At 63.7% G+C, this 26,758-nt stretch carries 27 protein-coding genes and 1 pseudogene; 11 read left to right on the top strand and 17 right to left on the bottom strand.

All coding sequences use genetic code 11. The features are described 5' to 3' along the window. Together RBB18_RS18230 and deoC are read right to left on the bottom strand one after the other, a co-directional pair. Positions 1-285, bottom strand: a pseudogene (locus RBB18_RS18230) (hypothetical protein); the annotation flags it as partial. Between the two features lie 36 nt (positions 286-321). Continuing rightward, positions 322-1,311, bottom strand: a complete 990-nt coding sequence (gene deoC / locus RBB18_RS18225; RefSeq protein ID WP_103764372.1) for a deoxyribose-phosphate aldolase — start codon at positions 1,309-1,311, stop codon at positions 322-324. A gap of 181 nt (positions 1,312-1,492) precedes the next feature. On the opposite strand from deoC, the gene RBB18_RS18220 reads away from it, so the two are divergent. Genes RBB18_RS18220 through RBB18_RS18210 form a run of 3 tightly spaced genes read left to right on the top strand, consistent with a single transcriptional unit; the run spans position 1,493 to position 3,341 of the window. Then, positions 1,493-1,705 (top strand): hypothetical protein, encoded by a 213-nt coding sequence (locus RBB18_RS18220; RefSeq protein ID WP_146050062.1) that lies wholly within the window; start codon positions 1,493-1,495, stop codon positions 1,703-1,705. After that, complete coding sequence (locus RBB18_RS18215) at positions 1,702-2,394, top strand: response regulator transcription factor (RefSeq protein WP_103764373.1); 693 nt, start codon at positions 1,702-1,704, stop codon at positions 2,392-2,394. The genes RBB18_RS18220 and RBB18_RS18215 overlap by 4 nt, the downstream gene beginning before the upstream one ends. Further along, on the top strand, positions 2,379-3,341 hold the full coding sequence (locus RBB18_RS18210; protein ID WP_103764374.1) for a sensor histidine kinase KdpD: 963 nt from the start codon (positions 2,379-2,381) through the stop codon (positions 3,339-3,341). The genes RBB18_RS18215 and RBB18_RS18210 overlap by 16 nt, the downstream gene beginning before the upstream one ends. 10 nt (positions 3,342-3,351) lie before the next feature. Here the strand turns inward: RBB18_RS18210 and RBB18_RS18205 are convergent, their stop codons facing one another. The 3 genes from RBB18_RS18205 to nrdR are packed head-to-tail and all read right to left on the bottom strand — an operon-like array spanning position 3,352 to position 6,005. Further along, positions 3,352-4,386: a hypothetical protein gene (locus tag RBB18_RS18205; protein WP_103764375.1), complete on the bottom strand. Its 1,035-nt coding sequence runs from the start codon at positions 4,384-4,386 to the stop codon at positions 3,352-3,354. Positions 4,387-4,419: 33 nt separating this feature from the next. Further along, positions 4,420-5,532, bottom strand: coding sequence for a bifunctional diaminohydroxyphosphoribosylaminopyrimidine deaminase/5-amino-6-(5-phosphoribosylamino)uracil reductase RibD (gene ribD, locus RBB18_RS18200; protein WP_103764376.1), 1,113 nt, complete (start codon positions 5,530-5,532; stop codon positions 4,420-4,422). Continuing rightward, positions 5,529-6,005, bottom strand: coding sequence for a transcriptional regulator NrdR (gene nrdR, locus RBB18_RS18195; protein WP_103764377.1), 477 nt, complete (start codon positions 6,003-6,005; stop codon positions 5,529-5,531). The genes ribD and nrdR overlap by 4 nt, the downstream gene beginning before the upstream one ends. Before the next feature lie 228 nt (positions 6,006-6,233). Here nrdR and RBB18_RS18190 point away from each other — a divergent pair, with 228 nt between their 5' ends. Continuing rightward, on the top strand, positions 6,234-6,911 hold the full coding sequence (locus RBB18_RS18190; protein WP_306111584.1) for an SDR family oxidoreductase: 678 nt from the start codon (positions 6,234-6,236) through the stop codon (positions 6,909-6,911). Between the two features lie 14 nt (positions 6,912-6,925). Here the strand turns inward: RBB18_RS18190 and RBB18_RS18185 are convergent, their stop codons facing one another. Next, the gene (locus RBB18_RS18185; protein WP_306111583.1) at positions 6,926-7,342 is read right to left on the bottom strand and encodes a secondary thiamine-phosphate synthase enzyme YjbQ; all 417 of its coding nucleotides are present in this window, start codon (positions 7,340-7,342) and stop codon (positions 6,926-6,928) included. 105 nt (positions 7,343-7,447) lie between these two features. Between RBB18_RS18185 and RBB18_RS18180 the strand changes: the two genes are divergently transcribed. After that, positions 7,448-7,651, top strand: coding sequence for a dodecin family protein (locus RBB18_RS18180; RefSeq protein WP_103764380.1), 204 nt, complete (start codon positions 7,448-7,450; stop codon positions 7,649-7,651). 169 nt (positions 7,652-7,820) lie between these two features. Here RBB18_RS18180 and rpoD read toward each other — a convergent pair whose 3' ends face one another. The 9 genes from rpoD to RBB18_RS18135 form a co-directional block, all read right to left on the bottom strand. Continuing rightward, entirely contained in the window at positions 7,821-9,812 is a 1,992-nt protein-coding gene (gene rpoD, locus RBB18_RS18175; RefSeq protein WP_103764381.1) for an RNA polymerase sigma factor RpoD, read from the bottom strand. A 113-nt stretch (positions 9,813-9,925) separates the two neighbouring features. After that, complete coding sequence (dnaG, locus tag RBB18_RS18170; protein WP_274593511.1) at positions 9,926-11,878, bottom strand: DNA primase; 1,953 nt, start codon at positions 11,876-11,878, stop codon at positions 9,926-9,928. A 50-nt stretch (positions 11,879-11,928) separates the two neighbouring features. Continuing rightward, entirely contained in the window at positions 11,929-12,258 is a 330-nt protein-coding gene (locus RBB18_RS18165; RefSeq protein ID WP_146050063.1) for a hypothetical protein, read from the bottom strand. A gap of 41 nt (positions 12,259-12,299) precedes the next feature. After that, positions 12,300-12,851, bottom strand: coding sequence for a sarcosine oxidase subunit gamma (locus RBB18_RS18160; protein WP_103764384.1), 552 nt, complete (start codon positions 12,849-12,851; stop codon positions 12,300-12,302). Further along, the gene (locus RBB18_RS18155; RefSeq protein ID WP_306111582.1) at positions 12,844-15,765 is read right to left on the bottom strand and encodes a sarcosine oxidase subunit alpha family protein; all 2,922 of its coding nucleotides are present in this window, start codon (positions 15,763-15,765) and stop codon (positions 12,844-12,846) included. Before RBB18_RS18155 ends, RBB18_RS18160 begins: the two co-directional genes overlap by 8 nt. Continuing rightward, complete coding sequence (locus tag RBB18_RS18150; protein WP_306111581.1) at positions 15,762-16,025, bottom strand: sarcosine oxidase subunit delta; 264 nt, start codon at positions 16,023-16,025, stop codon at positions 15,762-15,764. Before RBB18_RS18150 ends, RBB18_RS18155 begins: the two co-directional genes overlap by 4 nt. A 62-nt stretch (positions 16,026-16,087) precedes the next feature. Then, positions 16,088-17,341, bottom strand: a complete 1,254-nt coding sequence (locus RBB18_RS18145; protein WP_274593506.1) for a sarcosine oxidase subunit beta family protein — start codon at positions 17,339-17,341, stop codon at positions 16,088-16,090. A 93-nt stretch (positions 17,342-17,434) separates the two neighbouring features. Continuing rightward, positions 17,435-18,034, bottom strand: coding sequence for a DUF6151 family protein (locus RBB18_RS18140; protein ID WP_146050064.1), 600 nt, complete (start codon positions 18,032-18,034; stop codon positions 17,435-17,437). Between the two features lie 22 nt (positions 18,035-18,056). Beyond that, positions 18,057-19,490 (bottom strand): Glu/Leu/Phe/Val dehydrogenase, encoded by a 1,434-nt coding sequence (locus RBB18_RS18135; RefSeq protein ID WP_306111580.1) that lies wholly within the window; start codon positions 19,488-19,490, stop codon positions 18,057-18,059. Between the two features lie 325 nt (positions 19,491-19,815). On the opposite strand from RBB18_RS18135, the gene RBB18_RS18130 reads away from it, so the two are divergent. From RBB18_RS18130 to RBB18_RS18120, 3 genes are read left to right on the top strand one after another with little or no spacing between them, the layout of a single operon-like run. Further along, the gene (locus tag RBB18_RS18130) at positions 19,816-21,609 is read left to right on the top strand and encodes a pilus assembly protein TadG-related protein (protein ID WP_245890535.1); all 1,794 of its coding nucleotides are present in this window, start codon (positions 19,816-19,818) and stop codon (positions 21,607-21,609) included. After that, complete coding sequence (locus RBB18_RS18125; protein ID WP_103764391.1) at positions 21,606-22,142, top strand: TadE/TadG family type IV pilus assembly protein; 537 nt, start codon at positions 21,606-21,608, stop codon at positions 22,140-22,142. The genes RBB18_RS18130 and RBB18_RS18125 overlap by 4 nt, the downstream gene beginning before the upstream one ends. Further along, the gene (locus tag RBB18_RS18120; RefSeq protein ID WP_103764392.1) at positions 22,142-22,723 is read left to right on the top strand and encodes a TadE/TadG family type IV pilus assembly protein; all 582 of its coding nucleotides are present in this window, start codon (positions 22,142-22,144) and stop codon (positions 22,721-22,723) included. The genes RBB18_RS18125 and RBB18_RS18120 overlap by 1 nt, the downstream gene beginning before the upstream one ends. Positions 22,724-22,731: 8 nt before the next feature. On the opposite strand, the gene RBB18_RS18115 is transcribed toward RBB18_RS18120, so the two are convergent. Both RBB18_RS18115 and RBB18_RS18110 read right to left on the bottom strand, forming a co-directional pair. Then, positions 22,732-23,208, bottom strand: a complete 477-nt coding sequence (locus RBB18_RS18115; RefSeq protein WP_274593501.1) for a hypothetical protein — start codon at positions 23,206-23,208, stop codon at positions 22,732-22,734. 85 nt (positions 23,209-23,293) lie between these two features. Next, complete coding sequence (locus tag RBB18_RS18110; protein WP_306111579.1) at positions 23,294-23,884, bottom strand: TetR/AcrR family transcriptional regulator; 591 nt, start codon at positions 23,882-23,884, stop codon at positions 23,294-23,296. An 81-nt stretch (positions 23,885-23,965) separates the two neighbouring features. On the opposite strand from RBB18_RS18110, the gene RBB18_RS18105 reads away from it, so the two are divergent. From RBB18_RS18105 to glpX, 3 genes are all read left to right on the top strand, one after another. Continuing rightward, on the top strand, positions 23,966-24,280 hold the full coding sequence (locus tag RBB18_RS18105) for a hypothetical protein (protein ID WP_306111578.1): 315 nt from the start codon (positions 23,966-23,968) through the stop codon (positions 24,278-24,280). A gap of 157 nt (positions 24,281-24,437) precedes the next feature. Then, positions 24,438-25,724, top strand: coding sequence for a homoserine dehydrogenase (locus RBB18_RS18100; RefSeq protein ID WP_103764396.1), 1,287 nt, complete (start codon positions 24,438-24,440; stop codon positions 25,722-25,724). A 76-nt stretch (positions 25,725-25,800) separates the two neighbouring features. Next, positions 25,801-26,757, top strand: a complete 957-nt coding sequence (gene glpX, locus RBB18_RS18095; protein ID WP_274593498.1) for a class II fructose-bisphosphatase — start codon at positions 25,801-25,803, stop codon at positions 26,755-26,757. Position 26,758 lies beyond the last annotated feature (1 nt).

The following is a 26,758-nucleotide window of genomic DNA, read 5'->3' as shown; positions in this document are numbered from 1 at the left end:
TACCAGGACGCCGGCCGACAACAGCGCGGCCGTCAGCGCCTTGCGCAGTTCCGTCTCGTCCAGCAGGCCACCGACCACGTCCTCCGCGCTGGCCTGGCTCAGCAGCGCCAGAACTTCGCCCGTGGCCGGGTTCTTCGCTTCGAACCCCTCACCCGGCGCGGTGAACGCCCCATCGATGAAATGCCCGAACCGGTCACCCTGGTCCACCAGCCAGGCATAGGCATCGGCGGCGCTTTCCGGCGCGGGCCCATACTCCATGCTTTCGAAGATTTCCTTGACGGTCATGGCTTCATCGTTCCCGAAACACTCAAATCCATCCGCTTACCCCAAGCCATGTCGCCACCCCGCCGAATACCGCCCGGTGACATGATGTTCCAACTGCCGTTCGATATCGCCCAGCAGGCTCGACGCGCCAAAACGGAACAGATCAGGCCGCAGCCACCGACCTCCCAGCTCTTCCTTGATCATCGACAGGTACACCAGCGCCTCCTTCGCCTTCGAGATGCCCCCCGCGGGCTTGTAACCCACCCGGTAACCGGTCGCCGCGTGATAGGCCCGGATCGCCCGCAGCATTACAAGCGTCACCGGCAGCGTCGCGTTCACGCTCTCCTTGCCGGTCGAGGTTTTGATGAAATCCGCCCCCGCCATCATGCAGACCAGCGACGCCCGCGCCACATTGCGCAGGCTACCTAGTTCCCCGGTGGCCAGGATCGCCTTGACATGTGCGTTGCCACAAGCGGAGCGAAAGGCCTGCATCTCGTCGTAAAGCGCCTGCCAATCGCCTGTCAGCACATGCCGGCGCGAGATCACGATGTCGATCTCGTCGGCACCTTCCGCCACGCTCGCCTCGATCTCGGCCAACCGCAGGTGAAACGGCGACAGGCCCGCCGGAAACCCGGTCGAGACGGCGGCCACCGGAATTCCGCTGCCCTCCAGCGCCCTGCGGGCCGGCGCGACCATATCGTGATAGACACAGACCGCGCCCACGGTCAGCCCTTCCATCCCCAGGGCGTCCAGCAGGTCAGTGCGCACCGGCTGGCGCGCCTTGGCGCAGAGCCGCGCGACGCGCCCCGCGGTGTCGTCGCCTGCTAGCGTCGTCAGATCGATGCAGCTGATGGCCCGGCACAACCACGCCGCCTGGTACTCCTTCTTGACCGTCCGACGCCCCGGCAGCGTGCCCGCCCGCCGCTCGACCGCCGAGGTGTTCACCGCAACCGCCGCCACCTGGTCGAGGTCCAGCGGCGCGCCCGCGTTGCGCGGCTCCAGCGTCTGCGGCAGGTGCGTCTGCGCGGTCTCTGTCCGGATCGTCATGGCCACCGTTCAAGCATGGAAAATCACCCGCGAAGCGTCGCATGCACGCCGCTCCTTGGCAAGCCGCAGCCGGGCGCGGGCGCGCCTGCACGATACCTGCACAACCGCGCCGCCAACCGGTGCACATCTCTGCCCTAAACTACCTTCACCAACCTCATATTCGCACCCAGAGGAAATCCCAATGCGACACGCCTTCCTATTCGAACCTCGCGTTCACCGCGCCCGATCCCGGCACCGCCGCGCCCTGCTTCTCGCGCTTGGCCTCGCCATCCTGTCGGGCCTCGCGGTGTCGGGCACAACCTACGCGACTTCACCGGAACGACAGGGCTTTTCCAAACCCGGCCAATCGCCTAGCTTCATGCCCGAAACAGTACGCCTGCGGATCGAAGAATGAGCCATATCCTGATCGTCGACGACGACCCCCAGATCCGCGATGTGCTGCGCATCGCCCTGAAAAAGGCCGGACACGACGTGGCCGAGGCCGGCGACGGGGCCGAGGGGCTGGCCAAGGCCCGCAGCGGCAAGGCCAACCTCATCGTGCTGGATATCGGCCTGCCCGAGATGGACGGGCTCGAAATGTGCCGCCGCTTGCGCGCCGACCACGACACGCCCGTGCTTTTCCTGACCGCCCGCGACGAAGAAATCGACCGGGTCCTCGGTTTTGAGCTGGGCGGCGACGACTACGTGACCAAACCCTTCTCGCCGCGCGAACTGGTGGCCCGCATCCGCGCCATCCTCAAACGCACAGAACAAGGCCCGGTCACCGGCATGACCCAGCCGCTCAGCCACGGCGCCCTTCGCCTCGACCCCGAGCGGCACCTGTGCAGCTTCGGCACCCAAACCGTCGCGCTGACCGCCCGCGAGATGTCGCTGCTGGAACACCTCATGACCCGCCCCGATCACGTGGCCACCAAGGCCCAACTGACCGATGCGGTCTACGGGCCGACCATCCACGTATCGGACCGCACCCTCGACAGCCACCTGCGCAACCTGCGCGCCAAGCTGGCCGAGGCGGGATGCGTCGACGCCATCGAAACAGTGCACGGGGTCGGGATCCGGATGGGCGCATGCCAGGCGGCGTAAAGCAGCGCATCCGCCAGAAATGGCGGCCGCCCTTGGCCCTTGTGATCGGGGGCACACTCTCGGCGGTGCTGGTGCTTCCGGTCATCGCCATCGGCTATTTCAAGGTTGCGGGCTTTATCCTCGGATGGGGCGAGACCACCCTGCTGATCGGCACGCTGGCCGTGGTCACGACCCTACTGCTGGCGTTCCTTCTGTGGCGGCTTGTGCTGCGACCGGTCTACGCGCTGACCGCCCATGCAAAGGCGGTGAAAGACGGGCGCGACGACGCTCCTCTTCCCCGGCATTTCGGCACCCCGGAACTGACCGCTCTAGGCCAGGCTGTGCTCGACATGGGCAGCACCCTTCAGGACCGGGAGGCCGGCCTGCGCGCCTATACCAACCACGTCACCCACGAGCTCAAGTCGCCGCTCACCAGCCTGATCGGTGCCACGGAACTGCTCGAAGACGACACCTCGCCCGAGGACCGCGCCAAGCTGACCGAGACGATCCGCACCTCGGCCCTGAAGATGCAGGTTCTTCTGGATGCGTTGCGCCGGCTTGCCAAAGCGCGCGATCCGCTGGGGCATGGCCCGACGCAGCTCTCCGTAGCGCTGAACAAGGTGGAAGCGGGCGTGGCGCTCGACCTGCACCACGACCGCGCCGTACCGCTGGACCCAGACGCTCTGCACGCCATCCTGACCCACCTTTCCCAAAACGCCGCGGCGCATGGAGCCCGGCAGCTAAAGGTTACCGGCACCGAGAACGGCTTTACCGTGCAGGATGACGGGCCCGGCATCGCCGAAGGCAACCGCGCCCGCATTTTCGAGCCGTTCTTCACGACCCGCCGCGCCACGGGAGGCACCGGAATGGGGCTGGCCATCGTGCGCACCATGCTCGGCGCCGCCGGGGGTGACATCGCGCTGCTGCCATCCAAGCGAGGCGCACTCTTCGACATCACTTTCGATTGACGGCGCGCGCTCAGCGGATCCGCTTGTAAGCGGCCCGCTCGCGCAGGACCAGCACCGCGGCACAGCTTGACAGGCGCGACATGCCGGGCCGGTCCGAAAGGTATTTCTGGTTTGGCTCGTCTCGGGCCAGCGCAGCGCGGCGCAGGGTCATGATCCGCGCCCGCGCACTGTTCAGAAACTGCTCCTGCGGGATCACCTTTTCATACGGGCTGTCGAGCCGCGACACCTCGTAGAACCCGCCTGTCAGCGCCAAAAGCGCCACCCCGCAGGCGCCAACCTGGTTCGGGCATTCCGCGCGGCACAGATCGGAGATCGGGCGCGCCGACAGGTCGCGCAGCACCCAGTCCTCGATCGGCTTCCGCCACCTGTTTCCAGCGCTCATGTCCCCGAAACCAAAACCCAATGCCAGAAACTGCGCCATGCCCAGCGTCTCCGGGTCGTCCGCGCTGATCACTTCGGGTCCCAGCGACAGCATGTGGCGCAACGCCGCCATGCCATCGGCCTGCGGCTCGGGCGTGTCGGCGAGAAAGGCAAGGTACGGGCGCATCTCGGGCAGGATCGTCTCGCTGGCCACCAGTTTCTCGCGCATGGCACGCGACCCATAGAGCGCCGCGATCCGCGTAGGATAATCCGTGGCCTGCCGCTCGCCTGCCTGCCACAGCGCGAAATGCGTCTGCAATTGCAGGAACGGCTTACGCGAACGCAGGAACATCTCGGCAAGCCGGTTGCCTTCGCTTGCCTCTACCGCCAGCCAGCTGCGCCCAAACCGGGTCTTGCCCGACATATCGCGAAAAAGCGTCCGGCGCGCATCCGGCTCCAACCCCATGCGATAGGGCGACGGACCGCGATCCATCGTCTCGATCCGGGCCAGCAGGATACGCGCATCGCTGTGCCCTTCGCGGGCCAGCTGCGCCAGAAGCGGCAGGCTCTGGGAATCGTCGCCCGAAAGCCAAAGCGCCACCGCTTCGTCGAATGCGGCCTGCGCGAAAGCGGCCCCGACCCAAAGCCAGAGCATCACAATTGCTGCGCATGTTCCCCTGATCATTCCCGGCCCCTCCTTCGCCGGACCGCCTTCATTCTATAGGCCCAGGGCCATCTGTCCTGCAACCCAGACGTGCAAAACATCTTCACCCAACGCCTTTTGTTCGACAAGGTCGAAGCGCCTCGCCCCGTCCAGCCGATCAAGCCCCAGCGCTCCAATCCCCGGAAGGCCCTCGGCCCCCATCGCAAATCCTGCCGTGATCCCGGCCATCCGATCTACCAGCCCTTCCGCCAAGAGCGATGCCGACAGCGCCCCGCCGCCTTCGCAGAAAACCCGGGTCAGCCCACGCCGCCCCAGCTGGTTCAGGACAGAGCCCATATCCAGCTGCCGTCCCGATAATCCGCAGGGCACCATCTCGGCGCCAAGCCCCCGCCAAGCCTCGACCAGCGCGGCATCCGCATCGGGGCCGTGGCACATCCAGACCGGCACCTCCGATGCTGTCCGCGCCAGCACCGACATCAACGGCACATCCAGCCTGCGCGACACCACCACGCGCACTGGCTGATGGTCGACCCCCATGTCGCGCACCGTCAGCGATGGATCGTCCGCGCGCGCCGTACCCGCGCCGACCATGACGGCGTCGTGACGCGCCCGCGCAGCATGCACCCAGCGCCGCGCCTGCGGTCCGGTGATCCACTGGCTGTGCCCGCTGGCGGTGGCGATCCGCCCGTCAAACGACGTGGCCAGTTTCAGCGTCACTTCAGGGCGCCCCCGCGTCATCCGGCTCAGAAACCCGCCAAGGTCATACTGTGCCTCCGCCGCGCAATTTCCGATCTCGACCGTGATCCCGGCCTCACGCAGCGCCGCAAAGCCCCGGCCCGAGACCCTCGGATCGGGGTCGCCAATGGCCACCACCACACGTGCGATCCGGGCCGCTATGATGGCGTCGGTGCAGGGTGGTGTCCGTCCGTGATGGGCGCAAGGCTCCAGGCTGACATAGGCCGTGGCCCCCTCGGCCGCCGCGCCGGCCTGTTCAAGCGCGATACGCTCGGCATGCGGCCGCCCGCCAAGGCCCGTCGTGCCGCGCCCCACGATGCGCCCATCCTTGACGATCACGCAGCCCACGGCAGGGTTGGGCCAGGTCCGGCCCAGCCCGCGACGCCCAAGGCCCAATGCCAGCCTTAGAAAGCGGATGTCGTCCGAGCTCACGTCTCTCCGGGCTCTTCCACAGCACCCGGCCGCAACTCGCTGACGAACTTGTCGAAATCGTCTGCCGCCTGGAAGTTCTTGTAAACGCTGGCAAAGCGGACATAGGCCACGGTGTCGATCCGCGCCAGGCTTTCCATCACGATCTCGCCTACCGTCTTTGACGGAATATCCGTCTCGCCAAGGCTTTCCAGCCGTCGCACTATGCCGGAAATCATCTGCTCCACCCGCTCCGGCTCGACCGGGCGTTTCTGCAAGGCGATCCGGATCGACCGTTCCAGCTTGTCGCGGTCGAAATCCTCGCGCCGGCCGTTCGTTTTCACGACCACCAGGTCGCGCAATTGCACGCGTTCATAAGTGGTGAACCGACCACCACAGGCCGGGCAAAACCGCCGCCGCCGGATCGAAACGTGATCCTCTGCGGGGCGTGAGTCCTTCACTTGAGTGTCGATATTTCCGCAAAACGGGCAGCGCATCGGCCGGTCCCCTTTTCTTCTCTGCCTCTGATGGTCATGGGTCTATTGCCCAGTTATCCACAGCCACTATAGGGCAGCCGCAAAGTTTTGGGTAGAGGGCAAATTCAGTCGCAACATCGAGCGTTGTTTTAGGCCTTTGTTGCTGCGACGAAGCGCCCGGGGAACGCCTGCCGGATTGTTTCGTTGCCGTTCCAGCGAACGATAGAAACCCAACTCAAAAGGATCATCATGACCCGCAAGACACTCTTTATCACCGGCGCCTCAACCGGCATCGGCGCTGAAACGGCCCGCAAGGCCGTCGAATCCGGCTGGAACATCGCGCTCTTCGCCCGCAGCAAGGACAAGCTCGAAGCACTGGCATCGGAGCTTGGCGACGACCACGCTCTTGCCTTGGCCGGCGACGTCACGGACATGAAAGAACTGAAAAACGCCATCGACAGCGCCGCCGATCATTTCGGTGGCCTCGACGCCGTGTTCGCCAATGCCGGGCGCGGGCTCGACACGCCGGGCGTTGAAAACGGCGATCCCGACGAGTGGCGCAAGATGCTCGATCTCAACATCAACGGGCTGCTCTACACCATCAAAGCCGCTTTCCCGCATCTGCAAAAATCCAAGGGACACGCCGTGCTCACCGGCTCGGTGGCGGGCAAGATCAATCTGCCCGGCTCGATCTACGGTGCCTCCAAGTGGTTCGTTCAGGGCTTCGCCGGCAACCTCAGCCAGGAAATGCGCGAATGGGGCGGCCGTTGCACCGTGATCTGCCCCGGCATGGTGGACACGCCGTTCTTCGACGAGGCCAAACCCGACAAGTTGAAGCCCGAAGATATCGCCAGCGCCGTGGTCTTTGCCCTCGACCAGCCCCAACGCGCCGATGTGCGAGAAATGGTCGTTATGCCCACGGGCTGAGGCTCGGGCCTGACTTAGGCCAGGTGCGCCGCCACTTTGCGGGTGTGCGGCGCATCTCGATGCTCGAAGACGTAAATACCCTGCCACGTGCCTAGTACGAGCCGCCCGTCGCTCACGGGAATCGCCAGGCTCACCGGCATCATGGCGGCCTTTATATGCGCGGGCATGTCATCCGGTCCTTCATAGGTGTGCGTCAGATATGACATGGACGGATCGCTTGTCGGCGGCACCAGCCGCGCAAAATAATTCCGCAAATCGGTCTGCACCTCGGGATCCGCATTTTCCTGGATCAACAGGCTGGCCGAGGTGTGGCGGACAAACAGCGTCAAAAGCCCGTGTTGCACGTTCTGCCTGGCGATCCAGCCGGTGACATCTCGGGTGAAGTCATAAAGACCCTGCCCGCGGGTCTTGATTTCAAATTCCGTCTGCATGTTCGAGATTTACCGTCACGGTGCTGATGACACCAGCCCCGGAAACGCAGGAACCTGAGCGGAACCCCAGACGTTTTAAGAATGGACGGGGAAAGGAGGACTGCAATGTCTATCGCAAGAGTGACCGAAATTTCCGCAACCTCGACCGACAGCTTTGATGATGCCGTTAAGCAAGGCATTCAGCGCGCGTCCAAAACGCTGCGCAACATCGAAGGTGCATGGGTAAAGGATTCGAACGTCAAGGTTGCAAACGGAAACGTCTCGGAATTCCGCGTAAATCTCGCCGTGACGTTTCTGCTTGACGATTGATCCGTCGTGAAAGCTGGCTCTAGTTGAAAAGAGCCGTTCAGATGTGGAAAGAAATGCGCAGACCCCTTGGTTGAGGCCAAGGGGTCTTTTGTTGGGCGATGACAGAAAACAAATGAAAAACGACGCCTTCCGGCGCCGTTCAATGTCATTGGGTGAATAGCCTCACGGCCTACTGATCGAGGAACGACCGCAGCTTTCGCGACCGGCTGGGATGCTTCAGCTTGCGAAGCGCCTTGGCCTCGATCTGGCGAATACGTTCGCGCGTGACCGAGAATTGCTGGCCCACTTCCTCAAGCGTGTGATCCGTATTCATCCCGATGCCGAACCGCATCCGCAGCACGCGTTCCTCGCGCGGCGTCAGGCTCGACAGGACCCGCGTCGTGGTCTCCTTCAGATTGTCCTGAATGGCCGAGTCCAACGGCAGGATCACGTTCTTGTCCTCGATGAAATCGCCCAGCTGCGAGTCCTCTTCGTCGCCGATCGGCGTCTCGAGGCTGATCGGCTCCTTGGCGATCTTCATCACCTTGCGGACCTTCTCAAGCGGCATTTGCAACTTCTCGGCCAGCTCTTCCGGCGTCGGCTCGCGGCCGATCTCGTGCAGCATCTGGCGGCCCGTGCGCACCAGCTTGTTGATCGTCTCTATCATGTGCACCGGGATACGGATCGTGCGCGCCTGGTCGGCGATCGACCGGGTAATGGCCTGGCGGATCCACCACGTCGCATAGGTCGAGAACTTGTAGCCACGACGATACTCGAACTTGTCCACGGCCTTCATCAGACCGATATTGCCTTCCTGGATCAGGTCCAGGAATTGCAGGCCCCGGTTGGTATACTTTTTGGCGATCGAGATCACGAGCCGCAGGTTGGCCTCGACCATTTCCTTCTTGGCCTGGCGTGCTTCCTTCTCGCCCTTCTGCACCTGATTCACGATGCGGCGGAACTCGCTGATGTCGAGGCCCACGTACTGGCCCACCTGGGCCATGTCGGCGCGCAGTTCTTCCACCTTCTCGGGGCTGCGCTCCATGAACATCTTCCAGCCGCGCCCCTCTTTCTGGGCCATGTCTTCAAGCCAGTTGGGGTCAAGCTCGCGGCCGCGATACGCGTCGACGAATTCCTTGCGGTTGATGCGCGCCTGGTCGGCCAGCTTCACCATGGCCGAGTCGATCTGCATGATCCGGCGGTTGATGCCATAAAGCTGGTCGATCAGCGCCTCGATCCGGTTGTTGTGAAGGTGCAGCGAATTCACCAGTTCCACGATCTCGGACCGCAGCTTCTGGTAGGTCTTTTCCTGTTTGTCACTGAACGACCCGTCCTCGTTCAGCGTGGCCGAGATGCGGCTGTCCTGCATCTCGCTCAGTTTCTCGTAATCCGAGGCAATCCTGTCGAGCGTTTCCAATACGCGCGGCTTCAGCGTGGCTTCCATAGCCGCGAGGCTCATGTTGGCCTGTTCTTCGTCGTCCTCATCGTCGTCGCTGGCGATAGGGTTGCCGTCCGCGTCAAGCTCGGGCTCGCTCTTGTCTTCGGACTTTTCGTTCGGGGCACTGGCAATGTTGGCGGCCTCGACCACGGGCTCGTCGGTCTCGCCGTCGCCCATCTGGTCGCCGAACGTCGTCTCAAGGTCGATCACGTCGCGCAGCAGGATGTCCTCACCCAAAAGCTCGTCGCGCCAGATCGTGATCGCCTGGAAGGTAAGTGGGCTTTCGCACAGGCCCAAAATCATGGTGTTGCGCCCGGCCTCGATCCGCTTGGCGATCGCGATCTCGCCTTCGCGGCTCAGCAGTTCCACGGACCCCATCTCGCGCAGGTACATGCGCACCGGGTCGTCGGTACGGTCGAGCTTTTCGTCCTTGCCCGAGCCAAGCGCAACCTCGCCCTTCTTGCCGATCTCGGCAACGGCGGTGGTCTTCTGCTCTTCTTCCTCGGCTTCTTCTTCCTCGATGATGTTGATGCCCATCTCGGACAACATCGACATGACGTCCTCGATCTGCTCGCTCGACACCTGTTCGGGCGGCAGGACCTTGTTCAACTGGTCATAGGTAATGAAGCCGCGTTCCCGCGCCTCGCCGATCATCTTCTTGACGGCCGCCTGACTCATATCGAGCGAGATTTCGGCGTCCTGTTCTTCGGTCTTTTGATCGTCGTCGGTGTCCTTGGCGGCCATTCAGCTCTCCTGATCCCATCTGGGTGAAGGTGATTCGCTAAACCGAATCAACATGGCGACGGGGTGATTCGCAAACCCTTAACCCCTGATTGCTTAAGATAACATTCAAAGCGTTACCCGTCAGACCCTTTGTTGAACCCGATCTGATCCAGCAACGCATCGAATCGCTCTCTCTCTGCGCGGCTGACCGGGGCACCGTTTTGGCCCCGCTCATATTCCGTCTTGTCTTCCTGCTGGCTGGTCCATGCCCGGTTACGGGCCTGTGCTGCCTCGTTCAGCCGCCATGTCACGGCTTCATCGGCAACACCAGCAATGTCCTGCTCGGCTTCCCGGATTTCAGCCGCCAAACCGCGGTCTGCCTCCAGCTTCGCCAGTGTTTCGCCAACGGTCATGCGGGCAAGCTCCGCATCCCCCGGGCGCCGCACAGCAGGAACTAACGCGACATGGGGCAGCGACAACAGTTTTTCAACCACGTTGAGGCCGAGTCTTTCCGACAATTCGGATTCCAGCGTGCCGGTGCCGCCGGGCTGATGAAAAAGAAGCGCATCGCGGATCTGTCCGTGATGCGGCGGCTCGCATTGCAGGCGATCCAGGTCGACCTCGAACTCCGGCAGGATCTCAGGATTGCGGATCAGCGTGGCCAGAACCACCGCCTCTCGCAGATGGGTCTGCGCCGCATCTCCAGACGCCACCAGCAGCGAGGATTTCGTCGTCGCCCGCACCGGCTCGATCTTCTGCCACTTGCCATCCCGCGCCGCAAATCCGCCGCCGCTCTTGGGCTTCGGCCGGAACAACTGCCAGCGCAGGTCCTTGATCGCCTGTCCGTAGTGGCTGCGCAGGCTTGGGTCGCGAATTGTCATGATCTTCTCGCGCAGCGCCTTGTCCAGCGCCGCCCTGCGCTCGGGACTGTCGAAATCGCGCCCTTCCGTCTCGCGCTGCCACAGCAGGTCGACCATCGGCATCGCCTTGTCCAGCAGCGCCTGAACGGCACTCGCCCCCTCGGCCCGCAAGAGGTCATCGGGGTCTTGCCCCTCTGGCATCAGCACGAAGCGCAGCGACTTGCCCGCCTCCAGCAACGGCAGCGACAGGTCGATCACCCGGTAGGCCGCGCGCAGCCCCGCCGTGTCGCCATCCAGCGCCACGATCGGCTCGTCCGCGATTCGCCACAGCATGGCCAGTTGGTGTTCTGTCACCGCTGTGCCCAAGGGCGCCACCGATGCGCCGAACCCGGCCTCGGCCAGCGCGATCACGTCCATATAGCCCTCTGCCACGATCAGCGGCTGCCCCTTGCCCGCCGCCTCACGTGCAGGGCCGTGATGATAAAGCGTGCGCGACTTGTCGAAAAGCTCGGTTTCCGGGCTGTTGAGGTATTTCGCGTTGTCATCCGGATCCATCGCCCGCCCGCCGAAGGCGATGCAACGCCCCCGCGGGTCGCGGATCGGGAACATGATCCTGTTGCGGAACGTGTCATAGGGCTTGCCGCCCTTGTTGCTCGGCTTGGCCAGCCCGCAGCGCAGGATCAGGTCGTCCTCGACGCCCTTGCCTGTCAGGTGGTCCCACAGATCCTTCCACGCGTCGGCAGCAAACCCGATATCATAACGGTCCTGCGCCGCCTCATCCAGGCCGCGCCCCGCCAAGTAGTCGCGCGCCGCGCCCCCCGCCCCGGCCTTCAGCATCAGGCGGAAATGGCGCACCGCCATCTCCATCACCTCTACCAGCTGCGTGCGCCGGTCGGCCTTGGCCTGGGCTTGAGGGTCGCGCTCGGGCACGGTCATTCCGGCCTCTTGCGCCAGGATCTTTACCGCCTCCATGAACTCCACGTTCTCGGTCTCGCGCACAAAGGAAATGGCGTCGCCCTTCGCGTGACAGCCGAAGCAATAGTAATAGCCCTTGCGATCATCGACGTGAAAGCTGGCCGTCTTTTCGTGGTGGAAAGGGCAAGGTGCCCACATGTCGCCCTTGCCCTGGTTGGACTTGCGGTTGTCCCACATGACCTTGCGCCCCACCACCTGCACGAGGGAGGTGCGGGTGCGCAGCTCGTCAAGGAATCCGGGTGGCAGGCTCATCCCTGTAATATGGTCCAACCGAATGCCCGCGCCAAGGCGGTTTGCACGATTTAGGGCTGGAACCCCAGACAGCCTTCGCGATAGCGCTCTGTCACGACGCGGGCCGCATCCGGCTTGCCCATTTCCTGTGCGTCGATCGTGAACACCCAGTCCACCAGCGGCGGCACCATGGGCGTCAGCCGGGCCTCCACCTTGGCGGCACCGCTGGTCAGCTCTCGCTTGATGCGCTCAGCGTCCTTGCCGGCCTTTCGCTCGGCCGCGGCAATCCCGACGACCTTCGCGGTCTCGGTGCATATGACCGTCTTGTCCACCGCCGCCACGACCGACATCGGCACCGCGAGGCATAGCGCCCCGGCCATCCACAATATCCTGCCAAACATCGCCCGTCCTTTCGGCCACCCCCGGTACAGGCCCAACTCTGTCAACGCGCCGCCCGCACGGCAACCCCTTCCAGCGCCGTGCCAAGCTCATGCACCAGCGTCCGCGAAAAGGCCCGAAAGACCATAAGAAGAAACGTCGCCTCACCCGTGCGCGTCAGCGAGGCCGCCATATGCGCCACTTCCGTCCGCGCCGTGTGCCCCACTCCGAACACCCCGGTCCGCAGGTCTACCGGCGTCAGCCGCGCCAGCGCCTCGGCGGCCCTGTCGCCCTCGATCTCGACAGCCGCCCACGCATCGCTTTGATCCACCAGCGCCGCATGAACCGACAGTCCCTCACCCGGCTCCACACCGATCAGCAGGGCCTGCGTGCGCCCGAACCACATCACACCGCGCTCCGTCGTTCCTGTCATTCGCCCCGCGTCGGGCCAGCGCAGCCCATGCCCGGCCTCCAGCGCGCCCGAAAGCGCGTCATCCGCGCCGCGATAGGGCATGACAAGTGTCAGCGCGCCAAGGTCGACCTCGCGCAGCGCGACACCGCCGATCCTTGTCGGCATCATTCCGTCCATCGGGCTCTGCGCCGTCAGCTCACCCACGCATCCGCCCTCCCTCGGGATCGAAACCGCCCGGCGCAACGACCTCGCACAGCGTCGCCGAGCCTTTCAGATGCTCCACCATCCGCACATGCTCACCGATCCGCGCCCGGCCCCGTGCCAGAAACCCGAGCCCGATCACATGCCCCAGCATCGGTGAAAACGCCACCGAAGTGATGTAGCCCTCGTCGGTCTCGCTCACCGCCTCCGCGCCAGGAGCGAAAAGATGCGCCCCCGCGATCAGTTCCTTCACCGCGCCCACCGGCTTCAGCCCCACAAGCTGCGCCCGGTCCTCGTCCATCAATCCCGGCCGCGCCGCCATCGCCTTGCCGATGAAATCCTTCCTGTCGCTCATCATGCCCTGCATCCCGATGTCGAACGCCGTGGTGCGCCCGTGGATCTCGGCATGGGTGATGAACCCTTTCTCGATCCGCATGACATTGAGCGCCTCCATACCATAAGGACCGCCCTCCCGCGCCTCGGCCTTCTCGACCAGCAGATCAAAGAGCGCCGCGCCATATCGCGACGGCACCGCGATCTCATAGGCCAGCTCGCCCGAGAACGAGATCCGGAAAAGCCGCGCCCCGATGCCACCCGTTCGCACGTCCCCGCACGCCATGAAGGGCCAGTCCTCGTTGCCAAGCGCCTGCCCGACCACCTCCTCCAGCAGCGTCCGTGATTTCGGCCCGGCTACCGCGAACTGAGCCCATTGCTCGGTAACCGAGGCAAAGCGCACATCCAGATCGGGCCGCAGCACCTGGTGAGCGAACTCCATGTGCCGCATCACCTGTCCCGCTGCCGCCGTGGTGGTGGAGACAAGAAAATGCCGGTCGCCCAGGCGCGCGCAAGTGCCGTCATCCATGACATGCCCGTCCTCGCGCAGCATCAGGCCATAGCGCACACGCCCCACCTTCAGCGTCGACATCATGCCGGTGTACAGGAAATCGAGGAACGCCGCCGCATCCGGCCCTTGCACGTCGATTTTTCCCAGTGTCGAGACATCGCAGATGCCGACGTGGTCGCGCACCATCCGCACCTCGCGGTCGCAGGATTGCCGCCAGTGCGTTTCACCCGCCTTTGGGAAATAGCTGGGCCGGTACCACAGCCCCGCTTCGATCATCGGCGCGTTGCGCGCGACACTGGCCGCGTGCGAGGTGGTGAACCGCTCCGGCGCGAAACCCTTGCCTTTCGCCCCCGCGCCCATTGCGGCAATCGGCACCGGCACATAAGGCGGGCGAAAGGTGGTCGTCCCGGTCTCTGCGATCCCGCGCCCGGTGGCGTCGGCCAAGACCGCCAGCGCCGCGACGTTGGAATTCTTGCCCTGGTCCGGGGCCATGCCCTGGGTGGTGTAGCGCTTCATGTGCTCGACCGAGGTAAAATTCTCCTGCGCAGCCAGCGTCACGTCCTTCACCGTGACGTCATTCTGGAAATCCAGCCATGACCGGCCCTTGCCCGGAACATGCCAAAACGGCGTGATCTCATAGGTGCCGTCTTCCGCCCCCGGCACAGGCGCCTCAACCGCTTGCAGCCCAAGGTCCTCCACCACCGCCCTGCCCGCCGCAGCACCGCTTTCCAGACATCCGCGGGTCGAGAACGCCCCCATCGCCGCTCCCGCATAGCGCATCCCCGGCACCGCCCCCTCGCGCGGCAGGAACGCCGCCAGCCCTTCGTCCCACACGGGCCGCCCGCCCATGTGACAGCTCAGGTGCACGCTCGGGTTCCACCCGCCCGACATGGCCAGCACGTCGGCCTGCACCGCCTCGATCCGGTCGCCCTGCCGAAAGCGCACGGCCTCCACCCCCTTGCGCCCAACGGTGCCACAGACCTGCCCACCCGCGTAAAACGGCACGTCGAGGTCACAGACCGCATCCGCTCGCGCGTCGATCAGCGCCGATACATGAACGCCCGCCGCCTTCAAGTCCCGCGCCGTTCGATGTCCCGCATCGCTGTTGGCGAAAACCGCTACGCGGCGTCCGGGGCATACCCGCCAACGGTTCACATAGGCCCTCAGGGCGCCCGCCATCATAACACCGGGCCGGTCGTTGTTGGCGAATGCCACGGGCCGTTCGATCGCCCCCGCCGCCAGAACCGACCGCTTGGCGACGATCCGCCAGAAGCATCCCTTCAACGCGCGATCCGCCTCAGTCGCCAAACGCTCCAGCGCAGCATATGTGCCCTGATCATAGCCCCCCACCACCGCGGTGCGCGTCATCACCCGCACATTCCCCATAGCCGCCAGCCGCACCCGCATCGCTTCGGCCCAGGCATGACCTGCCTGCCCATCCACCTCCTCGACCTCGGCATTCAGCCGTCCGCCCGCCCGCGTGTCCTCCTCGGCCAGGATCACGTCCGCCCCGGCCTCGGCCGCCGTCATCGCGGCCATCAGCCCGGAAGGTCCCGCGCCGATGACCAGAACGTCGCAATGCGCAAAGGCGCGCTCCCACCGTTCCGGACCCGTCTTTCGCGACAGGGTGCCCAGCCCGGCTGCCCGGCGAATGACCGGCTCGTAGACCTTCTCCCAGAACGCCCTCGGCCACATGAAGGTCTTGTAGTAGAACCCCGCGCCAAGGAACGGCGCACCGAGGTCGTTCACCGCCATCAGGTCGAACTCAACCGACGGCCACGCGTTCTGCCCGAACGCCTGCAACCCTTCGTACAGCTCCACCATCGTGGCCCGCGCATTGGGCTCCTGCCCCGCACCGTGCCCCAGGGTGACTAACGCATTGGGCTCCTCGCTGCCCGCAGTGAAAACGCCCCGCGGCCGGTGATACTTGAACGACCGCGCCACCACCTTGACCCCCGCGCCCATCAGCGCCGAGGCCAACGTGTCGCCCTCAAACCCAAGGTGTTGCCGCCCATCGAAGGTAAAAGCCAGTGGCCGTGACCGGTCGATCAGCCCGTCACCGTCCAGCCTCATCGCGCCGCCTCTTCCGCCAGCACCGCCCTCAGAACCGCATGGCTGGCCGTGTCCCGCGTCACCACGAGCCACGCGCCGCAGCCGCTTTCGTGAAACCACAGGTCGCGCGTCTCGCCACAGGGGTTCTCGCGGTTGTGCACGTAATCGTCCCATGCCTTCGCGCCCGCGCCTTCACCGGGGCGTTCCAGCGCCACCGCGTGACCGGCATAGTAAAACTCCCGGCGGTCCCGCTCGCCGCAGATCGGACAGGGCAGCCTCATGCCACCACCCCCGGCTTTTTCTTGCCAGAAATACTCATGGACGGACGCCCGCCAATAGCACCTCAATGCAGGTTGTGCTGTGCACCGGTCCCCTCCTCATCCATCAGCCCACGCCCGGTGCGGAACCGGTCCAGCCGCAGCCGTTCCGCCGCCTTGTGCGGGCGGTCCGTCGCCACCAGATGCGCCATGCAATGTCCAGAGCCGGGCACCGCTTTGAATCCGCCATAGCACCAGCCACAATTCAGGTAGAGCCCCTCGACCGGCGCGCGGTCGATAATCGGGCTGCCATCCGGGCTCATGTCCATGATTCCGCCCCAACTGCGCAGCACCTTCGCCTGTCCGATCATCGGCATCAGGGTCATGCCTGCCTCCATCACGTGCTCGACCAGCGGCAGGTTCCCCCGCGCGGCATAGCTGGCATACATGTCCAGGTCCCCGCCAAAAACCAGCCCGCCCTTGTCCGACTGGCTGATATAGAAATGCCCCATGCCAAAACTGACCACGTGGTCGATGCAGGGTTTCAACCCTTCTGTCACGAAGGCCTGCAACACATGGCTCTCGATCGGCAGGCGCATTCCGGCGATCGCGGCCACCTGGCTTGACCGGCCCGCGACGATCACCGCGACCTTCTTGGCCCGGATCGCCCCGCGTGAGGTCTGCACGCCTTTGACCACGCCGCCCTCGATGTCGATGCCCGTCACCTCGCAGTTCTGGATCAGGTCCACACCCCGGTCGCTCGCCCCGCGGGCATAGCCCCAAGCCACCGCATCATGCCGCGCCGTTCCTGCGCGCCGCTGCAACAGCCCGCCGTAGATGGGGAACCGCGCCTGCGCGTAATCAAGGTACGGCAACACCTTCTTCAACCGCGCAACGCTCAGCAGCTCCGCGTCATCGCCCTGGTTGCGCATCGCGTTGCCACGGCGGATCGCCGCGTCGCGCTGCCCGTCGGAGTGGAACAGCACGATCTGCCCGCGCTGCGAATGCATCACGTTGTAGTTCAGCTCCTGCTCCAACCCTTCCCACAGCTTCAGCGAGTGGCTGTAAAATTCCGAGTTGCCGGGCAGAAAATAATTCGCCCGCACGATGGTGGTGTTGCGCCCCACATTGCCGCCGCCCAGGTACCCTTTTTCCAGCACCGCGACATTGGTGATCCCGTGCTCGCGCGCAAGGTAATAAGCCGTCGACAACCCATGCCCGCCGCCTCCGATGATCACCACGTCATAGGCATCCTTCGGACTTGCATCGCGCCAATGCGCCTGCCAGCCACGATTGCCGGTCAGACCTTCCCTGAGGACGCGCAGCCCCGAAAACCGCATCTTGTCATCTCCATCGCCACGGGCGCGAGTGAAGCAAGTTCGAAGAGGAATGGCAACTGGCCCCTGCGCCCACGAGCGGCGAAACCGGACCGTTCAGCGCAGGTGGTCTGGCGTGGCCCGCTGGCGCTGCTCCAAAGGAATGACAGAGACCGGCGCGATCGGCACACCTTCCGCAGTTAGAAGAGGGTTCGACTTTGCCCGCCCGCTGGTCCACGCACTAGTCATACAGCCCAGAACACGAAGGCCTGCGCCGATAAATCCACGATCGGACTGGGGCGCGCCTGGTTCGGGCCTTGCATGTTTCGTAAACGCCCGGCATCGCGACGGTCCCAGCCCGGACGCCATGCCGTCCAACTCTGCCTGCAGAAGAACCACGCCGACAAAGGGCAAGCCCACCCGCGACATGGTGTTGAAGATCGGCGTATCGCAGCATCTCGCGTGCCAGCGGAACAAGCCTTTGGGCGACAGGCGAAGTATTACGAGATGCTCCGCCCCGGCGTCGATCGTGACCCGATCCGGCGTCGTCTGCCAAATCTCGCTGCCGCCGCCGGGCGACAAGAGCTCGTCCGCGTGACCAAACAGGCCCGCCGCGGTCTGACAGTCCTTGCAGTAGCAGGTCACACGGGTGCCCGCCCCGCTGGCGGGCACCGCGAGTGTCACTTCGACCGCGCCGCAGCGGCAGGTCTTTTTCACCGTCGCGGCCAAATGTCCGCGCCTAGAGGCCCGCGGCGCGATAGCTGGTCGCGACCTTGTCGATCGATACAAGGTAGGCCGCCGTCCGCAGGTCGGTCACGTCCTCGCGGGCGTGCCACGTCTCGCGCATGGTCTGGTAGGCCGCGCGCATCGTGTCGTCCAGGCCAGACCGCACCAGTTCAAGCTCGCCTGCACCGCGCAGGTACTTCTGCTTGAAATCCGGCGTCATCGACCACGCGCCTTCAAGATGATCGTCCAGCCGGCTTAACTCGCGTACGATCAGTTCGTGGCGCGCCTCTTCCTGCCTGCGGCCCATCCGCCCGAACCGGATATGGCTCAGGTTCTTGACCCACTCGAAATAGGACACCGTCACACCGCCCGCGTTGGCATACATGTCCGGAATGATCACCGTGCCCTTGCCACGCAGAATCTCGTCTGCACCCGCCGTAACCGGACCATTCGCGGCCTCGATGATCAGCGGCGCCTTAATACGGTCAGCATTGCCAAGGTTGATCACACCCTCCATCGCGGCCGGGATCAGGATGTCGCACTCCTCTTCCAGGTATCTGGCGCCATCCTTGATGTAGTTCCCCGACGGAAACCCGTCGACGCCGCCATGCTTGGCGATCCAGTTCCGCAGCTCATCGATGTTCAGCCCATTCTCGTCATAGAGGCCGCCGTCGCGCTCGATCACCGCGATCACCTTGCAGCCATCTTCCTCGGACAGGAACTTGGCCGCATGATAGCCCACATTGCCGAGGCCCTGCACGATCACGCGCTTGCCGTCCAGTGACCCGCTCATTCCGGTTGCTTTCACGTCCTCGGGATGACGGAAGAACTCCTGCAACGCGTATTGCACGCCGCGGCCGGTGGCCTCGGTCCGGCCCTGGATACCGCCGGCATGGACCGGCTTGCCCGTAACGCAGGCGCGGCTGTTGATGTCGGTGGTGTTCATCCGGCGGTACTGGTCGGCGATCCATGCCATCTCGCGCTCGCCCGTGCCCATGTCGGGCGCAGGCACGTTCTGCGCGGGATGGATCAGGTCGCGCTTGGCCAGCTCGTAGGCGAACCGTCGCGTGATCAACTCCAGCTCATGCTCATCCCATTCGAGCGGGTCCACGCACAATCCGCCCTTCGATCCACCGAAAGGCGCCTCGACCAATGCACACTTGTAGGTCATCAGCGCCGCCAGCGCCTCGACCTCGTCCTGGTTCACCGCCATGGAATAGCGGATGCCGCCCTTCACGGGCTCCATGTGCTCGGAATGCACGCTGCGATAGCCGGTGAAGGTGTGGATGTGCCCGCGCAGGCGGACCCCGAACCGCACCGTGTAGGTCGCGTTGCAGACCCGGATCTTCTCTTCCAGGCCCGGCGGCAGATCCATCAGCGATACCGCGCGGTTGAACATCAGGTCCACGCTTTCGCGAAACGTCGGCTCCTTGATAGGTGCATTCATGGTTGGGTCTCCCTCTTCTGGCGCATGTGGCACGACTCCCCATAGCCCGCATGCATGTCACAATGGTTAAGCGAAGTGTCCCAATTGTCCACCATAGATGCCCGCCGCCTCCCGGGTGCCTGTGCACCGCGCGGCCGAGCCGCGATTCCCGGCTTTGTCGACCGTTCCGTAACAGTCTGGAAGATTTGAAAGATTTATCTCTTGCTGGTCGTCAATACTGCCAATTTCTTCCCGTTTTCGCCTTAATTTGACCATAGACCTTCCTGATAACAACAGGGATTTAATCCGTTCCTGGGGCGGGAACCATCCGAAGAGGTGTCAAAAAATGATCGTGTCGAAATTTATAATCCGGTCGCAACAAAGTACATCCCTGCCGACATACGCAATGGCGCGTAGCCGCGTTTCGAATTTCCGCAAAGACGAGGATGGCTCGATGGTCATCCTCACGCTTTTCATCTTCATCTTCATGCTCGTGATGGCCGGCCTCGGCATCGACACGATGCGCCACGAGATGCACCGCGCGCACCTGCAGGCGACGCTCGACTCCGCCGTTCTGGCCGGGGCCGGCGCCTCGTCAGAAGATGAAGCCAAGCATGTCGTCGAAGATTACTTCGCCAAATCTGGGATGGCACAATACCTCAAAATGATCAACGAAGACGACATCACAATGACACTCAACACGTCTAAAGTGACGGCGTCCGCCGATTTCGACATGGACACATACCTGATGAAGCTTTCAGGAGTGGAGCAGCTCTCGGCCACGGTCCAGTCTACGGCCGAGATGCGGATACCCAAGCTCGAAGTAGTTCTCGTCCTGGACGTATCCGGATCGATGGATGACAACGGGAAGATCGGCAACCTCAAGACTGCAGCCAAGTCATTTGTGACTAAAATCCTTGGCAACTCCGTGGAAGGCAGCACCGTTATCTCTATTGTGCCTTTCAGCACTTCAGTCACGCCCACGGACGGGATCTTCAAGGTTTTGGCCGTCGGCCAAGACCATTCGTACTCCAACTGTCTCTATCTCGAAGAAAACGACTACTCACACGCTTCTCTAGCGACGGGCTCCTCTTCCAACAGCTCGGGACAGAACCTCAAGCAGGCCGTGTACACGTCGATGTATGGCGGGTTTGACAATTTGGATTCGGAATGGCGATCCTGCTATACGGACGAGTACTTCCAGATCATGCCCTATTCTTTCAGCGTCTCGGATTTGCACGCCAAGATCGACGGGCTTGAAGCTGCAGGCAACACGTCGACTGATCAGGGGATCAAATACGGCTCCGCACTGTTGCACCCTGATTGGCGCGAAGTATCTGCGTCGCTCATTGCTGACGGGGAAATCGATGCATCTCTAACGAACGTCCCCGCCGACTACGACCAGCCTGAAACGCTTAAGGTCATGATCGTCATGGGCGACGGACAGAACACCACGACATATTTCTTTGACAAGTCGAACCCCGAATTCCGAGGCGCCCATTCTGATCTCCACAAGGTCAAGTACGAGAACATGGAATTCCAGTACGCCTACCAGAACCGCAACAAGGACCGTCACTATTATCACCCTTTGTACGAACAAATGTGTTCCAGAGGCGGATGGGAATGCATCTATAAAGGTGACGGCGTGGAAAGATCGGCATATTTTCTTGAAGATCCCGATCCGACCAACCGACACGGGGATTACGAGAGAGAGGCTTTCTATAACGTTGAGTTAGGTAGCTGGCACACGGCCGCGGAATTCAATGATTTCAAAAATAGCATCCCCGGTTTCATTTCCAGCGAAGATCTTTCTTGGGAAGAGGCGTGGGGTCTGATGTCGCCTTACTACTATGGGCAGATAACGGGCAACTGGGAGCCTTGGAATGACTATCGCTATTCCGAAAGCATCACCGGCGAAACCAAAAACCGGCGGATGAACGAAGTCTGCGGTGCCGCGAAAAGGGCAGGCTCTATCATCTACACGATTGGCTTTGAAATCTCGGAGGGTGGCGTTGCCGAAACTGCTCTGAAAGGCTGCGCTTCGTCCAACGCGCATTACTACCGTGTCGAGGGCCTCGACATCACCGATGCGTTCGGTTCCATCGCCGGCAACATGCAAGCCCTGAGGTTGACGCAATGATCCGCAGACTTAAAACAGCGCTTTTGCGTCTGGGCTATGAAGAAAGCGGCTCGGCATCGGTCGAATTCGTCATCATTTTTCCGATCTATCTGTCGTTCATCCTGATGTCGATCGAGCTGGGTTTCGTGACGATGCGCCACACGCTGCTGGAACGCGGCATGGATATCGCGGTGCGCGAGGTACGACTCGGGACAGGCACCGCCCCCCAGCATGACGCCATCAAGGATATTGTCTGCGACAACGCAGTCATGGTTCTGAACTGCAAGGACAAGCTGCGGCTGGAAATGCGCCCGGCCGACATCTTCGCTCTGCAATCGCTGGATACGACGGCTGACTGCACGGACAAGGCCGAACCGGCCAAGCCCGTGCGCACCTTCACCCCCGGTGTTGCAAACCAGCTGATGCTGATGCGCGCCTGTTACAAGTACGAGCCCTTTTTCCCCAAGGAATTCCTGGGTTCGGCGCTTGAGAAGGATGGCAGCGGCGAGGCTTCGATCATTTCCATGACCGCCTTCGTACAGGAGCCGAACTGATGCTGATGGCCCGTCTCAAAGTTTCCCTGCGCAGTTTTCTCGAAGGAACGCGCGGCTCGCTCACGGTCGAATCCGTGCTGTCACTGCCCCTGCTCTTCTGGGGTATGGCCGCCACTTTCGACTTCTTCGAGATCCACCGCTACAAGAGCGTCCGTGAAAAGGGCACGTTCACCATCGCGGACATGATCTCTCGCGAAACGCGGGCGGCCGGCCTGACTTCGATTTATATTGACAACGCCAAGATCCTGTTCGACGAGATCACCAACGACAACGGCGTCAACCAGATCCGCGTCTCGGTCGTGTCCTACGACAAAGACGACGACGAATACGGTATCGCCTGGTCGCAGGTGCGCGGCACAGGCCCCATGGCCCAGTTGACCACCGCGCAGGTCAAGGACTCGCATGCTACCCTGCCCGACGTCGCGGACGGCGAAGAGATCATCCTGGTCGAGTCCACCTCGTCCTATGAACCGCTCTTCAACGTTGGCCTCAACGACGTGACCATCAGCACCCGGGTGTTCAGCGCGATCCGCTTCGCGCCCCAGATCTGCTACGAAGGGATCTGCGGGCTTCAGAATTAATCCGCGCCTCAGGCGCGATCTGCCATCAGGGCGGCGATCATCTCGGCCATCATTTTCGACTGGTGTCCGGGCGTGACCCCGCCCAGCCCGATCCGGCGACCGATCCGCCACCACAGCCCCGGGCGCCACCGCGCCGGGGCTTTCGTTTTCGCCTTCACAAGAAAGCCGTTCGACGGTTTGAAGGCGAACAGGCCCCGGTCCATCGTCTCGATATCAGAAATCGCCACGATCACCTCGCCGTCGCTGCTGCGCACCGCGTGCCGTGTCAGTTCGACCCTCTGCGCCGTGGCCCGGCGCATCGCGTCTCCCATCCAGACCGCCGCGGCGCCCAGCAGAACCAGGAACGCCTGCCAGGCAACCGCATCGAAACTGCGCGTCAGCCCGATCCAGATCAGCACCGCTCCCAGCACCGCAAGGCAACCGACGCCCAGCACGCGCCGTCCCGTCGATGCCTGCATGACCGCCAATACCTCGTCGTCGTCCATCCCCGCCGTCTCCATGTTCGGTTGGCGGCCTGATAGCCGGATTGCGGACTCGGCGCGAGTGCGAAAAGAAACGCTCCGCCCGGCGCTATCCCTCGACCAGCCGGCGCACCATGTCCCAATACAGCGTCTCGACCTCGTCCAGGTTCAGCCGTCCCGCCTCGCGATACCAGGTATTGACCCCAGTCAGCAGAGCGATGACCGCCATCGCCGTGATCCGCGGCTCGGCCAAGGTAAAGACCCCCGCGTCCTGCCCGGCGCACAGGATCTCCTCCAGCCGGGTCTCGTAGACCCGACGCATTTCGGTGACAGCTTCAAAATTCTCGGCCGTCAGGTTACGCAACTCCATGTAGGACACGAACACGGCGTCGGCCCGCCGCGTATTGAACCGGATGTGGAACCGCGTGAACGCCTCGAGCCGGGCGCGGGGATCGTCGCCGCCTGGGTCCTCGGCCTGCCATGCGGCCAACAACGCGTCCATGTGCTCGCGCATCAGGTCAAACAGCAGCGATTGCTTGTCGGGCGTATAATTGTAGAGCGCCCCCGCCTGCACCCCAACCTCGTTCGCGATCTGCCGCATCGAAACGGCGGCAAACCCGTGCCGCGCGAAAAGCCGCATCGCGGCCTCGCGCACCCGCGGGCCTGTGGTCTTGGAATGCGAACCTTGCGTGCGTGCCATGCAATATAGGTAACTGAACGACCGTTCAGATAAAAGCCCCGCTTGCCTGTCGACCGTGATCGGTGGCATGAGAGACGCACCATGACGTCGACGCGCTACTTCATAGGCCTCACAGCCCTCACGCTGACCCTCGCGCTGTCGGCCTGCACCCAGTTTCCCGAACTGGACGACGCTACGTCTCGCGAAACGCGGCGCGCGCCCTATCCCGACCTTCTGCCGGTCGAGGACCTGCGCGCCCGCGTCGCCGCGCCGCGCACCAGCGAGCAGACCACCCGCACGCTCGAGGCCCGCGTCGCCGCCCTGCGCGCCCGCGCCGCCCGTCTGCGCGGCTCCGTAATCAACGATACCTCGCGGGCGCGGCTCGACCGCAAGATCACGATCGACGTGCCGCAATAACACCCGCCACCCAGCGCGCCCGAAATCGTTCAAAGATTTCGCTCCGTTTTCTTTTCAAGAAAACGGCCTCGCGCGGCAAGAAACCCGCGTTGCAAGGCCTGTCGCAACCGGCTAAACCCCAGTCAACCCGCCTCGACAAAATCTCAAGGAAACGCCCATGACTACCCCCCTTCGCCTCGGGATCGCCGGGCTCGGCACCGTCGGCACCGGCGTCGTCAAGATAGTTCGCCAGAAGGCCAGCCTTCTCGCTGCCCGCGCCGGCCGCCCGATTGCGATTTCCGCCGTCTCCGCCCGCACCCGTGACAAGGATCGCGGCGTCTCTCTATCGAGCTATGAGTGGGAAGACGATCCGGTGGCGCTGGCCACCCGCGACGATGTCGATGTCTTCATCGAACTGATGGGCGGTTCCGACGGTCCCGCCAAGGCCGCGACCGAGGCCGCGCTTGCCGCCGGCAAGGACGTGGTCACAGCCAACAAGGCGATGCTCGCCATCCACGGTCAAGCCCTCGCCGAACAGGCCGAATCCGCAGGCCGCACCCTGCGCTTCGAGGCCGCCGTCGCGGGCGGCATCCCCGTGATCAAGGCCCTGACCGAGGGGCTCGCCGGCAACGAGATCACCCGCGTCATGGGCGTGATGAATGGCACCTGCAACTACATCCTGACCCGGATGCAGTCCTCCGGCCTGCCTTATGAGGACGTCTTCGAGGAAGCAAACCAACTGGGCTATCTCGAGGCCGATCCGAACCTCGACGTCGGCGGCATCGACGCAGGCCACAAGCTGGCCATCCTCGCCTCCATCGCCTTCGGTACGCAGGTCGATTTCGACGCCATCAGCCTTGAAGGCATCCAGAAAATCACCATCGCCGACATCAAACAGGCCGCCGATATGGGCTACCGCATAAAGCTTCTGGGCGTCGCCCGGATGACCGGGCGCGGGCTGGAACAGCGCATGTCGCCCTGCCTCGTGCCGAAAAACTCTCCGCTGGGCCAGCTTGAAGGCGGCACCAACATGGTCGTCCTCGAAGGCGACGCCGTGGAACAGATCGTCTTGCGCGGCCCCGGCGCCGGCGAAGGACCCACCGCCAGCGCGGTTATGGGCGACGTGATGGACATCGCACGCGGCGTGCGACTGCCCACCTTCGGCATTCCTGCCACCGACCTCGGCAAACCGGCCACGGCGTCCGAAGCAGCGGCCGTGCCCTACTACCTGCGCATGGCGCTGCACGACAAGCCCGGTGCGCTGGCCAAAGTCGCCACCATCCTTGGCAACGCCGGCGTGTCGATAGACCGGATGCGCCAGTACCGTCACGAAGAGGCGACCGCCCCGGTGCTGATCGTCACCCACAAGACCGCGCCATCGGCACTGGCCTCGGCGCTCGAGGCGTTGTCGCAGGTCGATGTCGTCGCTTCCTCTCCCGTCGCCCTGCGCATCGAAAGCGTCTAAGGCACGCGCCCGACCTTGTGCCACGCCGGGCCAGCCGTTAATGCTGGACCGGCCTCAAGACCCGAAGGACTTTTTCATGACCGCCCCTTTCAACGACGCCCTCCTCTCACTCGCCTTGGCCCGCGTGTCTGAACAAGCCGCGCTTGCCTGCCGCCCGCTGATCGGTCGCGGCGACGAGAAAGCCGCCGATCAGGCCGCCGTGAACGCCATGCGCCAGGAACTGGGCGCGATGGACATCGCCGGCACCGTGGTTATCGGCGAGGGCGAACGGGACGAGGCACCGATGCTCTATATCGGTGAAGAGGTCGGCTCGGGGAACGGCCCTGAGGTCGACATCGCGCTCGACCCGCTCGAAGGCACCACCATCACCGCCAAGGCCATGCCGAACGCGCTCACAGTGATTTCAATGGCGCCGCGTGGCACGATGCTGCACGCGCCGGACGTCTACATGGACAAGCTCGCCGTCGGACCCGGCTATCCCGACGGCGTGGTCTCGCTCGACATGTCCCCCGCCGAACGGGTCCGGGCCCTTGCCAAGGAGAAGGGCGTCGACCCCTCGGACATCACCGTCTGCGTCTTGGAACGCCCCCGCCACGAGGCCACGATCGCCGAACTGCGCGCCACCGGCGCCTCGATCTATCTCATCGGCGACGGCGACGTGGCCGGCGTCATGCACTGCGCCGATCCCGAGGCGACCGGAATCGACATGTACATGGGCTCTGGCGGCGCACCCGAAGGTGTGCTGGCGGCCGGCGCCCTGAAATGCCTGGGCGGCCAGATCTGGGGTCGGCTGCTCTTTCGCAACGATGACGAGCGGGGCCGCGCCGAAAAGGCCGGCATCACAGATTTCGACCGCGTCTACACAAGGGACGAAATGGTGTCGTCCGACGTGATCTTCGCCGCCACCGGCGTGACGCAAGGCTCGCTGGTCGCCGGGCTCAAGCCGCGAGGCGACAGTATCGAAACCCAAACGCTCCTGCTGCGTTCTTCTACCGGAGAACGCCGCATCATGACCTGTCGCCACCCGATGTGAG

This window comes from Roseovarius sp. MMSF_3298, assembly GCF_030733705.1.
GTDB lineage: Bacteria > Pseudomonadota > Alphaproteobacteria > Rhodobacterales > Rhodobacteraceae > Roseovarius > Roseovarius confluentis.
Note: the sequence above shows the minus strand (reverse complement) of the source record. Positions and strands in the feature narration are given on the sequence as shown.